The organism is Rhizobium sp. BK591 (assembly GCF_014195045.1).
Lineage (GTDB): Bacteria > Pseudomonadota > Alphaproteobacteria > Rhizobiales > Rhizobiaceae > Rhizobium > Rhizobium anhuiense.
The window spans coordinates 551980-564728 of sequence record NZ_JACIAZ010000002.1; the positions used below are offsets into that span (position 1 = coordinate 551980).

General features: G+C 62.3%; 12 protein-coding genes. 8 read left to right on the plus strand and 4 right to left on the minus strand.

All coding sequences use genetic code 11. From position 1 onward, the window contains the following. Positions 1-106 precede the first annotated feature (106 nt). The 8 genes from FHX10_RS09680 (at position 107) to yghU (ending at position 7593) form a co-directional block, all read left to right on the plus strand. Entirely contained in the window at positions 107-772 is a 666-nt protein-coding gene (locus FHX10_RS09680) for a GntR family transcriptional regulator (RefSeq protein WP_063476151.1), read from the plus strand. A 90-nt stretch (positions 773-862) separates the two neighbouring features. After that, positions 863-2116 (plus strand): extracellular solute-binding protein, encoded by a 1254-nt coding sequence (locus FHX10_RS09685; RefSeq protein ID WP_097543977.1) that lies wholly within the window; start codon positions 863-865, stop codon positions 2114-2116. Positions 2117-2208: 92 nt separating this feature from the next. Then, positions 2209-3120, plus strand: a complete 912-nt coding sequence (locus FHX10_RS09690) for a carbohydrate ABC transporter permease (protein ID WP_206114570.1) — start codon at positions 2209-2211, stop codon at positions 3118-3120. Next, entirely contained in the window at positions 3117-3944 is an 828-nt protein-coding gene (locus tag FHX10_RS09695; RefSeq protein WP_063476153.1) for a carbohydrate ABC transporter permease, read from the plus strand. Before FHX10_RS09690 ends, FHX10_RS09695 begins: the two co-directional genes overlap by 4 nt. Positions 3945-3946: 2 nt before the next feature. Further along, a complete protein-coding gene (locus FHX10_RS09700; RefSeq protein ID WP_097543976.1) occupies positions 3947-5038 on the plus strand; it encodes a Gfo/Idh/MocA family protein in 1092 nt (363 codons plus the stop codon). 16 nt (positions 5039-5054) lie between these two features. Beyond that, positions 5055-5435 carry a cupin domain-containing protein gene (locus tag FHX10_RS09705; protein ID WP_097543975.1) on the plus strand — a complete coding sequence of 127 codons (381 nt, stop codon included), beginning with the start codon at positions 5055-5057 and terminating at the stop codon, positions 5433-5435. A gap of 32 nt (positions 5436-5467) precedes the next feature. Further along, positions 5468-6562 carry an ABC transporter ATP-binding protein gene (locus FHX10_RS09710; RefSeq protein ID WP_132573459.1) on the plus strand — a complete coding sequence of 365 codons (1095 nt, stop codon included), beginning with the start codon at positions 5468-5470 and terminating at the stop codon, positions 6560-6562. A gap of 155 nt (positions 6563-6717) precedes the next feature. Then, positions 6718-7593 (plus strand): glutathione-dependent disulfide-bond oxidoreductase, encoded by an 876-nt coding sequence (gene yghU, locus FHX10_RS09715; protein WP_063476155.1) that lies wholly within the window; start codon positions 6718-6720, stop codon positions 7591-7593. 83 nt (positions 7594-7676) lie between these two features. Here the strand turns inward: yghU and FHX10_RS09720 are convergent, their stop codons facing one another. From FHX10_RS09720 to FHX10_RS09735, 4 genes are read right to left on the minus strand one after another with little or no spacing between them, the layout of a single operon-like run. Then, positions 7677-9191 carry an ABC transporter substrate-binding protein gene (locus FHX10_RS09720; protein WP_047613196.1) on the minus strand — a complete coding sequence of 505 codons (1515 nt, stop codon included), beginning with the start codon at positions 9189-9191 and terminating at the stop codon, positions 7677-7679. Positions 9192-9210: 19 nt separating this feature from the next. Continuing rightward, positions 9211-10920 (minus strand): dipeptide ABC transporter ATP-binding protein, encoded by a 1710-nt coding sequence (locus FHX10_RS09725; protein ID WP_097543972.1) that lies wholly within the window; start codon positions 10918-10920, stop codon positions 9211-9213. Then, complete coding sequence (locus FHX10_RS09730) at positions 10917-11768, minus strand: ABC transporter permease (RefSeq protein ID WP_047613200.1); 852 nt, start codon at positions 11766-11768, stop codon at positions 10917-10919. Before FHX10_RS09730 ends, FHX10_RS09725 begins: the two co-directional genes overlap by 4 nt. Continuing rightward, positions 11765-12703: an ABC transporter permease gene (locus FHX10_RS09735; protein WP_047613202.1), complete on the minus strand. Its 939-nt coding sequence runs from the start codon at positions 12701-12703 to the stop codon at positions 11765-11767. Before FHX10_RS09735 ends, FHX10_RS09730 begins: the two co-directional genes overlap by 4 nt. Between the last annotated feature and the right edge of the window lie 46 nt (positions 12704-12749).

Consider the following 12749-nt stretch of genomic DNA (forward strand, 5'->3'; position numbering starts at 1 on the left):
TCTCCGACATTCTCTAGATAAAATTCCCGATTTTGTATTTTCCATATTGTATATTCTTTCGTATATTGCATACTCAAATCACGAATGCCAGACGGAAATGGAGACCATGAACGCACCGCGCCACCTCACCCTTCGCGAGCGGATTTACGAGGAAATCGTTCGCCTGATCGTCTCCGGCGAGCTGCCGAGCGGCGTCTCGATCGATGAAAAGGAACTGACGGAGCGCCTGCAGGTCAGCCGCACACCGTTTCGCGAAGCGATCGGCACGCTCGCCAAGGAAGGGCTGATCGAGATCAAGCCGTATCGCGGCTTCTTCGTGCGCAGCTTCACGCCGAAGGAGATCGACGATCTCTACGATCTACGCAAGACGCTTGAATGCTTCGCCGTCGAGCTCGCCGTTCCACAGATGAGCGACCGGCACATCGCCGGTTTCGAGCGCATCCTCGATGAGGCGGTGGCGGCACTTCGCCGCGGCGACATGGAGACCTACGGCATTCGCGACAAGGAGTTTCACGAGACCATCGCCGAGCTTTCGGGAAGCGCGCCGTTGATCGAAACGCTGGCGCGGCTCGCGCTGCAGATCCAGATTTGCCGCTCGATCGCCAACGAGAGCCGCGATCTGGCCGAGAGGGCGGCCGAGGAGCGCGATCAGATCCTGCAGGCGTTCCGGGCACGCGACATTACCCGCGCAAAGACCCTGATGCACGCTCATATCAGCGACGTCCAGCAGGCCGTCATGGCTCGGTTTCAGAGGGAAAATCCAGCGCGTTAGCCGGATGAAATGCCAGTGGAGCGAAGGAGAGGGAGGTCTCCTTTTCGACAAGTGAAAAACGTGGCCGTGGAGCGGCCGGAGGAGGGAGCAATGCTGAAATTTCTTGCCCGCAGCACGGCACTGGCGGCGATGATCGCCGCAAGTTCGCTGGCGCATGCCGAAACCCTGAAAATGTGGGGTCCGGAACAGATCACCGAACCGCTGGTGGCCCAGCTATGGAACGGCATCAAGGCCGATTTCGAAAAGGCCAATCTCGGCGTGACCGTCGAATTCATGCCGCCGACCGGGACGATCAGCAACGGCGCGGTGCAGGCGGCCATCCAGTCGGACGCCGGCCCCGACGTGATCCTCACCAACTCCGGCATCGGCCGCATCAGCGTCGTCAAGAACGCCAAGCAGGTCATGCCGCTCACCGAGCAATATGAAAAACGCGGCTGGAAGGACCAGATCTATCCCTGGCTCTACACCGAGCTGAAGGGCCAGTTCGGCGGCGAAATCTATGAGGTTCCCGATGGCCTCGATGCGCTTGGCATCTGGTATCACAAGGATATTTTTGAGCAGGCCGGCTGGAAGATTCCGGCGACCTGGACCGAGTTCGAAGCACTGTTGAAATCGATCGGTGAGACCGGTCTGCAGCCGATCGCCATCGGCCCGCGCACCACCGGCAGTGCCGGCCACCTCTTCGGCAATCTGCTACAATCGGCGAGCGGTAAAGAGGTGATCGGCAAGGCGCTACGCCGCGAAATCGCCTGGGACGATCCTTCGGTCGCCGCCGGCGCCGTCCGGCTACAGAAGCTGGTCGAGGCGGGCGACATCAGGAAGGAAATGGCCGGCCTCGATCTCGATGGCGCCTCCCGCCTCTGGTTCAACAAGCGCGCGGCGATGTTCGTTGCCGGCCCGTGGTTCACCGCCAATGCCCGCAAGGCCGGCTATGACCTCGCCAATGCCGGTTACGCGCCCATGCCTTCCGACATCAAGGGTGCGGCGATACCGACCGGCGGCGTCGGCTGGAGCTGGCTGGTGCCGGTCAACTCCAGACAGCCGGAACTCGCGATGAAATGGATCGACTTCATGCTGTCCGATGCGGTGATGAAGAAGCGCGCGCAGGATCCGGCAAGCACGATGATCTATCCGCGCGAAATCCCGGGCGTCGAGCCGCCGACGCCCGTGCTGAAGGACATCTTCGCGGCTGCCGCCGGCGGCGTCGGCTACAATCCGAGCGTCTATCTGCCCGGCCCGGTACTCGACACCTACTTCCAGGTCATCCAGGGCCTGATCTCCGGCCAGATCGGCGGCGAGGACGGCATGAAGCAGATCCAGGCAAAGATGGCAGAGGCGAAATAGTGGTCATTCCAGAAACGCCCGGAAGCAAGGTCGTGGCTCCTCTCAGGGATGCGCCTGCCGTGGCGGGACATACGGGCGGCCTGTCCGTCCGTATGTCCAAACGCCGGACGACGGGGGCTGCCACATCTGACTCATCCGCTGGCGATGCCCGCACCGCATTGTGGCTGATGGCGCCGGCGCTCGGCCTTTATGCCGTCTTCACCCTGCTGCCGATCGCCGCCACCTTCTGGCTGAGCTTCAACAGTTCAGCCGGCTTCAATACCTCCGCCAGTTTCGTCGGCTTCGACAATTACGCCAAGGCCGCACACGATCCGATCGTCTGGAAGAGCCTCGTCCATACCTTCCTCTGGCTGGCCTATCATGTGGTGATGGCAGGCGGGCTCGGTCTTCTGCTGGCGCTTGCCGTCAGCAGGCTGCGGATCACCCAGGTCTTCTTCCGCACCGCCTTCTTCCTGCCGCATCTGGTGTCGCTGGCGGTGGTCGGCGTCATCTGGGCCAATATCTACGATCCGTTCTTCGGCCTGCTGAATACCGCGCTGACGCGGATCGGGCTCGGCGCCTTCACCCAAGGCTGGCTGTCCGATCCCGCTTTGGTGCTCTTTTCCGTCAATATCGCAAGCTCGTGGCAGGGCTTCGGCCTCTACATGCTGCTCTTCATCGCCGGCCTGCAGAACATCGACCGCTCGCTCTACGACGCGGCCGAAGTGGACGGCGCCAACGCCTTCCAGAAACTGATCTACGTGACGCTGCCGGGGCTTCGTGAGGTGACGACCTTCGTCGTCTCGCTGGCAATGATCAACGGGCTGAAGGGCTTCGCCACGGTCTTCGTCATGACCAATGGCGGGCCGTTCTACCAGAGCGAGCTGATCACCACCTATATCTACCGGCTTGCCTTCCAGTCCCAGGATCACGGGCTTGCGGCGGTACTCTGCATCCTGCTCAGCCTGCTTGCGATCACCATCACCATCGTCTTCAACCGCTGGCGTGCGAGGCTTTCGCAATGAGCGTCCGTCATCGCGAATGGCCGGTGGCGCTGGCCCTGACCCCGGCACTGATCCTGATCCTAGCCCCCTTCGTCTGGCTGGTGGTCTCGAGTTTCAAGACCGAGGCCGAGATCGGCCAGGCCGACCCCTTCACCTGGCCCGCCGACCTGATGTGGCGGAACTATCTGGATGCATGGCAGATCGGCGGGTTCGGCGAACTCGTCGGCAACAGCCTCATCAATCTCATCGGCGTCGTCGCCCTGTCGCTGATCACCTGTGCGCCGGCCGGCTATGCGCTTGCCAAGATCCGTTTTCCCGGCCGGGAATGGCTGTTCTACGCCTTCATCCTCGGCTTGACCGTGCCCGTCCAGGCGATCGTCATCCCGCTCTATCAGGTGCTTTTCGGGCTGAACCTCGTCAACACGCTTGCTGGTATCGTGCTGGTGCAGGTCAGCAACGGCATTCCCTTCGGCATATTCCTGATGCGGAGCTTCTTCATCGGCGTGCCTGATGATCTGATCGAGGCCGCCAAGATCGACGGCGCCTCGCATCTGCAGATCCTCACCAAGGTCTTTCTGCCGATCTCGACGCCGGCGGTGCAGGCGCTCGTCATCATCAGCGCGCTCTCCACCTGGAACGATTTCTTCCTGCCGCTGATCGTGCTGATCAGTCCCGAGGTGCAGACGCTGCCGCTCGGGCTCGTCCGCTTCGCCAGCACCTATGCTTCCGATTACCGCCTGGTTTTTTCCGGGACCGTCATTTCATTCCTGCCGATCATTCTTCTCTACATCCTGATGCAGCGCCGCTTCACCGAGGGGCTAACGCAGGGGGCAATCAAGGGCTGACCATGTCGCATCATGTCCAGCGGGAAATCCGCTACAATTTCGAATTCGATCACCGCATCAAGGCTTGCTTCATCGGCGCCGGCGGTCATGCCTATCGCAATGTCTATCCGGCGCTGCGTTACGCGCCGGTCGAGCTTGCCGGCATCTGCGATCTCGATCTCGGCCGCGCCGAGAAATTCGCAAAACTCTTCGGCGCCGGAAAAGCCTATACCGACCATCGCGAGATGCTCGAACGGGAAAACCCGGAGCTGGTCTTTCTCGTCACCGCCTATCATCCCGACGGCCGGGTGCAGGCGACCGACCTGGCGTTCGACGGGCTTGCATCAGGCGCTCACGTCTGGATGGAAAAGCCGACGGCGGCAAGCCTTGCGGACATCGAAAGGCTGCAGGCGGCAAGTAGCGCGGCCGGCCGCATGGTGATGACCGGCCTGAAGAAGACCTTTTTCCCCACAATCGAAAAGCTCAAGGATCTGATCGGCTCGCCGGGTTTCGGCCGGCTGACCTCGATCAATGTCCGCTATCCCCAGAGCCTGCCGAGCCAGGAAGACCGCGCCGATCTCGTCAAGATGCAGAGCTTTCTCGACCATATCTACCATCCGGGCGCGATCCTCAACTTCCTCGGCGGCGAGATCGAACGGGCTGGTTATGAATGGGAAGCGTCGACGGGCGCGACCGTCACCAGCCTGCGCTTCCGCTCCGGGGCAATCGGCACGTTGCATCTTGCCGCCGGCCAGTCGGGCGGCAGCATCTTCGAGCGGGTCGAAATCATCGGCGAAGGCGCCAACGCCATCGTCGAAAACGGCAGCCGGCTGACCTACTTCCGCAAGGCCGACTTGCCGTCCTATGGCCGTGCCGCGAGCTTCATCCAGCCGGACGAGAATGCGGCGCTGTTCTACGAGCCGGAGCATTCGCTCGGCCAGCTCTACAACAACAACCTGTTTTATCTCGGTTATGTGCCCGAAATCCTGCATCTGACGGATGCGATCCTCTCCGGCACGCCGATAACAAGGGGCACGCTCGAAATCGCCCGCGAGATCATGAGGCTCTTCGAATTCTACAGATGCGCGGATGCCGGCGTCACCACCAATCTCTGACAGGGGAGCGACAGCCTTGACCGATACCGATGTCATATTCAGGAAAGCCGGCGGCGAATTCATGCCGACCAGCTGGGGCGAACTCAACTGGAAGATCACTGGTGACGGCACGCCCGGCGCCGAGATGACCTTCGGCACCTGCCGGATCAATCCCGGCGAGCGCAACCAGCTGCACTCGCATCCCGATTGCGAGGAAATCCTCTACGTCGTTTCCGGCCATTGCGAGCACAAGCTCGGCGATGCGCTCTACCGGCTCGAAGCCGGCGACGCCATCCGGATTCCCCGCAATATCAGGCACTGGGCGCGCGCGCTCGGTACCGAACCGCTCTTCGCCTTGATCATGTTCTCCTCCGGCACTCGCACGGCGGTCAATCATGAGGGCGAGGGCGCGGCCTGAAATCATCCTGTTCTCGTGGGGGAGGGAATATCATGGCGTCGATTGCGCTTCACAACATCCGCAAGTCCTACGGCAACCTGCCGGTCATTCACGGCGTCGACGTCGATATCGAGGATGGTGAATTCATCGTGCTCGTCGGACCGTCCGGCTGCGGCAAGTCCACGCTGCTGCGCATGATCGCCGGCCTGGAAACGATCTCGGGCGGCCGGCTTTCAATCGGCAACCGCATGGTCAACGACCTGCCGTCGAAGGAGCGCGACATTGCCATGGTGTTCCAAAGCTATGCGCTCTATCCGCATCTGACGGTGGCCGAGAATATGGGCTTTTCCCTGAAGCTGCGCGGCACGGCCAAGGACGAGATCGGCCACCGAGTGCAGTCCGCCGCAAAGATCCTGGCGCTGGAACCCTATCTCGACCGCCTTCCGCGTCATCTCTCGGGCGGCCAGCGCCAGCGCGTCGCCATGGGCCGCGCGATCGTGCGCGATCCGAAAGTGTTCCTCTTCGACGAACCGCTTTCCAATCTCGACGCCAAGCTGCGCGTGGCGATGCGCGCCGAGATCAAGGAGCTTCACCAGCGGCTGAAGATCACCACCGTCTATGTCACCCATGACCAGACCGAGGCGATGACCATGGCCGACCGCATCGTCGTGATGCGCGACGGCATTGTCGAACAGATCGGAACCCCGCTGGAAATCTATGATCGCCCCGCAACCACCTTCGTCGCCGGCTTCATCGGCATGCCGGCGATGAACCTGCTCAAGGGCCGCATCCAGGCCGACGCGCCTTCGATCTTTCGCACCGAAAGCGGCGTCGCCATGCCGCTGTCGCTGCGTCCCGGGACGGCCGATCCCGGCGAAGAACTCATCTATGGCATCAGGCCGGAACAGTTCGTCATCGCCGATGATGGAACACCGGCGAAGGTCGTGGTCGTCGAGCCCACAGGCGCGGAAACGCAGGTCGTTGCCCGGATCGAGGGGGCCCGGATCGGGGAAGAAAACGTCAATATGTTGTTTCGCGAGCGCATCGCCGTAAGGCCGGGCGACGCGATCCGCTTCGCCTTGCGGTCTGCCAGCGAACATCTGTTTTCAGCGGCAACAGGCAGGCGTCTTCCCGACGCGGATGCCTGAAGCAGCGGTTTTCTTCAGCTTTGCCAAGACTCTGACGATTGCGTGAAACCGCGCCGACACCTGTGACAAAACCTCATCGCCTCTGCTATGTCAGGAAAAATGCGGCAACCCAACCTGCGCCGCACTCTGTCTGACCAATCCCAGGAGTTTGAAAGATGAGCGGTTCTTCCGATTATACACCCCCGAAGGTCTGGACCTGGAACAAGGCGAATGGCGGCCAGTTCGCCAGCATCAACCGCCCGATCGCGGGAGCGACGCATGACAAGGAACTGCCGATCGGCCGTCATCCGCTGCAGCTCTATTCGCTCGGCACCCCGAACGGCCAGAAGGTCACCATCATGCTCGAGGAACTGCTGGCGCTCGGCCACAGCGGCGCCGAATATGACGCCTGGCTGATCAAGATCGGCGATGGCGACCAGTTCGGCAGCGGCTTCGTCGCGGTCAACCCCAATTCCAAGATCCCGGCGCTGATGGACCGCAGTGGTCCGAAGCCGATCCGTGTCTTCGAATCCGGCGCCATCCTGACCTATCTCGCCGAGAAGTTCGGCGCCTTCCTGCCGACCGAGCCAGCCGACCGCGCCGAATGCCTGTCCTGGCTGTTCTGGCAGATGGGAAGCGCCCCCTATCTCGGCGGCGGCTTCGGCCATTTCTACGCCTATGCGCCTGTCAAGATCGAATATGCGATCGACCGCTTCGCCATGGAGGTGAAGCGGCAGCTCGACGTGCTCGATCGTCGCCTTGCCGAAAGCGAGTATCTGGCGGGCAGCCAATATACGATCGCCGATATTGCCGTCTGGCCCTGGTATGGCGGCTTGGTGAAGGGCTGGACCTACGGCGCGGCCGAGTTTCTGCAGGTCGAGGACTATAAGAACGTGCTGCGCTGGGCCGACGCCATTCATAGCAGGCCGGCCGTGCAACGCGGCCGGATGGTCAACCGCCTCTCCGGCGAGCCCGCAAGCCAGTTGCACGAGCGCCACGACGCCAGCGACTTCGACACCAGGACGCAGGACAAGCTCGCGGCCGCCGAGTAGCAAGCGGCCTCATCCACGTGTCGCAGCAATAAATGAGGCTCCGCCGCCTTTACGGCGGCGGAGCATTTGCATGCTGCCCGAACTCAGTTCTTGACCGTATCTTCCAGGAAAAAACGGCCGAGCGGGTTCTGGTAGAAGTTCTCGATATTCTTGCGCGAGACGTTGATATAGGGGCTGTAATAGAGGTCGATCCAGTTGACGTCGTCCTTCGCCATCTTCTGCAATTCGACATACATCTGTTCGCGCTTCTTCGGGTCGAGCTCGAGACGAGCCTTGGCCACCAGTTCTTTCACCGCCTCGTTCTTGTAATTGGTCGAGTAGTTGTTGTTGGAATCGTGGCCGAGGACGAAGGTGGTCTTCTGGTCCGGATCGAGAATGTCGTTGGTCCAGTAGTTGACAGAGACGTCGTAGTCGCCGGCAACGATCATGTCCCATTCCTGGCTCGGGTCGACCTTCTGCAGATTGGCGGTGATGCCGGCCTTCTGCAGCTGCTGCTGGACGAGCACGGCCGTCTGTTCGTCGACTTCGTCGCCGGCGCGCACCAGATAGTTCAGCGTCAGGTCGGAGGCGCCGGCAGCAGCCAGCATCTCCTTTGCCTTTTCGGGATCATAAGGCCGCTGCAGATTGTCGGCATAGTAATAGAGCGCGCCCTTCGGAACGTAGGAATTGGCGACCGTGCCCTGGCCGAAGGTGACGGTATCGACGATCGCCTTCTTGTCGATCGCAAGATCCAGCGCCTGGCGGACTTCCTTCTTGCCGAGCGCGCCATGCGCATGGTTGATCAGAAGATGATCCTCGCGGGTCGAGGCATCGATATCGACGTTGAGGTTCGGGTCCTTCTTCAGCTCCTCGACGCGGGAGAAGGGAACGAAGATCGCCGTGTCCAGCTCGCCGGCCTGAACGTTCAGCATGCGGGTGTTGTCGTCGGGCACCGAGATCCACTCGACGCCGTCGAGCTTGACGCGGTCGGCCTGCCAGAAGTTCGGGTTCTTCTTCAGAATGACGCGGTCGCCGCGCCGCCATTCCTCGACCACGAAGGCGCCGGATGCGATCGGCTTCTCGCCGTAGGCATCGGCACCCAGCGTTTCCATGCCCTTCTTGGAGATGACGGAGGCATTCGGCAGCGCCAGCGTCGAAAGGAACGGCGCAGACGGGTTCTTGAGCTTGATCGTCAGCGTGTGCGCGTCGGTCGCGACCGCCGTATCGATCACCTTGTAGGAATCGCTCCAGAGCGAGGCGGGGTCGTCGCGGATGCGCAGCAGGCTGTAGGCGGCATCTTCCGCGGTCAGCGGCGAACCGTCGGAGAATTTCGCGTCGCGGATCTTGAACGTGTAGGTCAACCCGTCATCCGAAGCGGTCCAGCTTTCGGCAAGGCCCGGCTCCAGTTTCGTGCCTGTCTTGTCGACGCGGATCAGCACGTCGTAGACGTTGGAGAATACCCAGTTGTCGATGTTCTGCGCGGTTTTGATCGGATCGAATGTCGTCGAATCCTCGCGGCGGCCGATGGTCAGCACACCGGCGGCTTCGGCATAACTTGCACTGAGCGTCAGGCCGGCGAGCAAGGCTGCAAGCCCGATTGATTTCCACCTGTTTGTCATGAATTCGTTCCCTTCGTTGTTATGGCATGCGTTTGATGGGCTGGATCGGTATCGATTGCGGATCGTCCTTGCCACCGGCGCCTTGCAGCAGCGGTTTGTCAGGATCGATGTCGGGAATGGCGGCGATCAGCGCCGCCGTATAAGGATGCTTCGGCCGCGCGAACACCTCTTCGGAACGGCCTTCCTCAACGATCTCGCCGCGATACATCACAACCACGCGTTCGCAGAGATTGCGGACGATCGCGAGATCGTGGGCGATAAACATCAGCGTGAGGTTCATCTTCGCCGTGAGCTCGCGAAAGAGCTCGATGATCTGCGCCTGGATGGTAACGTCGAGGGCGGCGACGCACTCGTCGGCGATGATCAGTTTCGGGTCGACGGCCAGCGCGCGGGCGATGCCGGCGCGTTGGCACTGGCCACCGCTCATGCTGCGCGGCTTGCGGCCGGCAAATTCGCGTTCGAGGCCGACGAGGTCGAGCAGAGCATTGATCCGCGCCGGGATATCGGCTTTGGCGACCTTGCCCTGCACCTTCAGGACCTCGGCCAGCATCTGCCCGATGGTCAGGCGCGGATTGAGCGCGTTATAGGGGTCCTGGAAGACCATCGCCGTCTCGCGTCTCAGCTTTGCGAGGCCCGCGCTCTTCTGCAGCGCCAGATCGACGCCGTCGAAAGTGACGTGGCCTGAGGAAAGCGGTGTGAGGCCGAGCACGGCGCGGGCAAGCGTGCTCTTGCCGCTGCCGGATTCGCCGACGATGCCGACCGTCTCGCCCGGCATGATCTGCAGGCTGACGCCGGCAACGGCGCTCACCGTCTTGGCGCCGCCCTTAAGCAGGGCGCCACCGGCTCTGAAACGTACGTGGAGATCATCGATTTCGAGCAAGGGCCTCGCCGGCTGGCCGGCCTCGGCAATTTCGGGCAGCGGCGCCGCTGTCTCGCCCGGCAGGGAAGGGTGGCTGTTGATCAGGTTGATCGTATAGGGATGCTGCGGCCGCGCCAGGATCGTCCGCTTCGGCCCCTCTTCGAGCAGTTTGCCGCCGCGCAGCACGGCGATGCGGTCGCAGGTCTGGGCGACGATGCCGAGATCGTGGGTGATCAGAATAATCGACAGGCCGCGCCGGTCGCGAATGTCGATCAACAACCGCAGGATCTGCGCCTGGATGGTCACGTCGAGCGCCGTCGTCGGCTCGTCGGCGATCAGTATCTTCGGATTGCAGGACAGCGCCACGCCGATCATCGCCCGCTGCCGCATGCCGCCGGAAAATTCATGCGGATAGCTGTCGTACTGGCGCGCGGGATCGGGGAAGCCGACCTGCGCCAGGATGTCCGTCGCTGCGGCGCGGGCCTCGCGGGCGCCGAGGCCCTGATGATAGCGGATGCCTTCGGCGATCTGATCGCCGATCCGCATCACCGGGTCGAGATGGCTGGTCGGGTTCTGGAAGATCATGCCAATCTCGCCGCCGCGCACTTTCAACATCTCGCCATCATCGACCCGCATGAGGTCGCGCCCTTCGAGCAGCACGCTCCCGCTCTCGATCTTCAGCAGCGAAGAGGGCAGCAGGCGCACCAGGGAGCGGCAGAACAGGCTCTTGCCCGAGCCGCTTTCGCCGACGAGACCGAGGATCTCGCCTTTGCCGAGATCGAGCGAGACGGCATCGAGCAGCGTGCGCGGGCCGGAATCGACATGCGCCCTGACGGTAAGATCACGGACGGAGAGTACGGAGCCGCTCATTCGTGCACCCCCAACAGCTCGCCGAGCGCATCGCCCAGCATGCTGAAGCCGAAGGCGAGACAGACGATGGAAAGGCCGGGAAACAGCGTGATCCACCAGGCCGTGGTGATGAAACTCTGTCCTTCCGCGACCATGACGCCCCATTCGGCGATCGGCGGCTGGACGCCGAGGCCGAGATAGCTGACGGCGGCGCCGCTAAGCAGCACCAGCGTCGCATCCGACATCGAAAAGACGATCGAGCCGGCGATCGCGTTCGGCAGCAGATGGCGAAACATGATGCGCGTGCGGCTGAAGCCGAGGCTGACGGCGGCGACGGCATAGTCGCTGCTTTTCAGCACCAGCATCTGCGCCCGGATCAGCCGCGCATAGGAGACCCAGCCGACCAGCGCCATGGCGATATAGAAGCTGCCGAGGCCAGGGCCGAGAATTGCGATGATCGACAGCATCAGCACCAGGAAGGGGAAGGCAAGAATGATATCGACAAGACGCATGAACAGCGCATCGACGATCCCACCGAAGAAGCCGGCAATCGTGCCGACCGTCGTGCCGATCAGGAAGGGAAAAATGACGCCGATCAGCGCCATCTGCAGGTCGAGGCGCGCGCCCCAGATAACGCGAGAGAGGATATCGCGGCCGAAATTGTCGGTGCCGAAGGGATGCAACAGCGAGGGCGCCTGCAGCCGCACATCGGCATTCTGCATGATCGGATCGTAGGGTGCGACAATGGGCGCGCCGATCGCCAGCAGGACGAAGAACAACAGCAGGCCGGCACCGACGGCAAGCATCAGCCGCCGGCCGAAGAACCGGCGCCAGCCGAGAGATGCGGGAGCAATCGCCTCGATGCTCATAGCTTCACCCTCGGATCGACGGCGACGGTGACGATGTCGGCGATGAAGTTGATGAGCACGGTGGCGCAGGCAAAGACCATGGCGACACCCTGGACCACCATATAGTCGCGCGAGAAGATCGCCCTGACGAGCAGCTGTCCCATGCCGGGCAGCGCAAAGACGCTCTCGACCACCACCGTGCCGCCGATCAGCCAGCCGATGTTGACGGCAAGCAGGTTGATCGTCGGTACCAACGAATTCGGCAGCACATGTCGCCAGAAGACGATGCCTTCGGGCATGCCACGGGCGCGCGCCGCCGTCGCGACATCCGATTTCAGCTGCTCGATCATCGCCGCCCGCAGGCTGCGCGTCAGCACGGTCGAAAGCGACAGCGCCACCGTCAGGCTCGGCAGCACGAGATGCGACAGCTTTTCGCCAATCGTCGCGCCGTAGCCCGAAACCGGCAGCACGCCGAGTTCGACGCTGAAGAGGATGATCAGCATCAGTCCCAGCCAGAAGGGCGGAAAGCCGATGCCGAAGGTCGAGACGATGCGCACCGCATGGTCCGGCGCCCGGCCGGCATTGCGCGCAGCGATCGCCGCCATCGGCACCGCGATCAGCACCGACAGCACGACGCTCGCGGCGACGAGCGCAAGCGTCGGCTCGATGCGGGTAACGATCAGCTTCAGCACGTCGATCTTGTAGAGGATCGACTTGCCCATCTCGCCATTGGCGAGGTTCTTGAGGAAATAGACATATTGCAGCCACATCGGCTGATCGAGGCCGTATTGGGCGCGGATGCTGGCAAGGGCCGCCGGCGTGGCGCGCGTGCCGAGGATGTTGCGCGCCGGGTCTCCGGGGATCAGCCGGACCAGAATGAAAGTGATGATGCTGATGCCGAAAATGACGGGCAGGAACTGCAGCGGTCGCGTCAGAACGAATTTATAGCGATGCATGACGGCGATCGCCTCTCTGTTTTCGTCGGCTTCGCTCCGCTTTGTG

What these genes read in the sequence shown, in the direction of transcription:
- FHX10_RS09685 (WP_097543977.1), top strand. Translation starts at nt 863, where the DNA reads ATGCTGAAATTTCTTGCCCGCAGCACGGCACTGGCGGCGATGATCGCC.
- FHX10_RS09720 (WP_047613196.1), bottom strand. Translation starts at nt 9,191, where the DNA reads ATGACAAACAGGTGGAAATCAATCGGGCTTGCAGCCTTGCTCGCCGGC.
- FHX10_RS09700 (WP_097543976.1), top strand. Translation starts at nt 3,947, where the DNA reads ATGTCGCATCATGTCCAGCGGGAAATCCGCTACAATTTCGAATTCGAT.
- yghU (WP_063476155.1), top strand. Translation starts at nt 6,718, where the DNA reads ATGAGCGGTTCTTCCGATTATACACCCCCGAAGGTCTGGACCTGGAAC.
- FHX10_RS09690 (WP_206114570.1), top strand. Translation starts at nt 2,209, where the DNA reads ATGTCCAAACGCCGGACGACGGGGGCTGCCACATCTGACTCATCCGCT.
- FHX10_RS09695 (WP_063476153.1), top strand. Translation starts at nt 3,117, where the DNA reads ATGAGCGTCCGTCATCGCGAATGGCCGGTGGCGCTGGCCCTGACCCCG.
- FHX10_RS09730 (WP_047613200.1), bottom strand. Translation starts at nt 11,768, where the DNA reads ATGAGCATCGAGGCGATTGCTCCCGCATCTCTCGGCTGGCGCCGGTTC.
- FHX10_RS09725 (WP_097543972.1), bottom strand. Translation starts at nt 10,920, where the DNA reads ATGAGCGGCTCCGTACTCTCCGTCCGTGATCTTACCGTCAGGGCGCAT.
- FHX10_RS09710 (WP_132573459.1), top strand. Translation starts at nt 5,468, where the DNA reads ATGGCGTCGATTGCGCTTCACAACATCCGCAAGTCCTACGGCAACCTG.
- FHX10_RS09735 (WP_047613202.1), bottom strand. Translation starts at nt 12,703, where the DNA reads ATGCATCGCTATAAATTCGTTCTGACGCGACCGCTGCAGTTCCTGCCC.
- FHX10_RS09680 (WP_063476151.1), top strand. Translation starts at nt 107, where the DNA reads ATGAACGCACCGCGCCACCTCACCCTTCGCGAGCGGATTTACGAGGAA.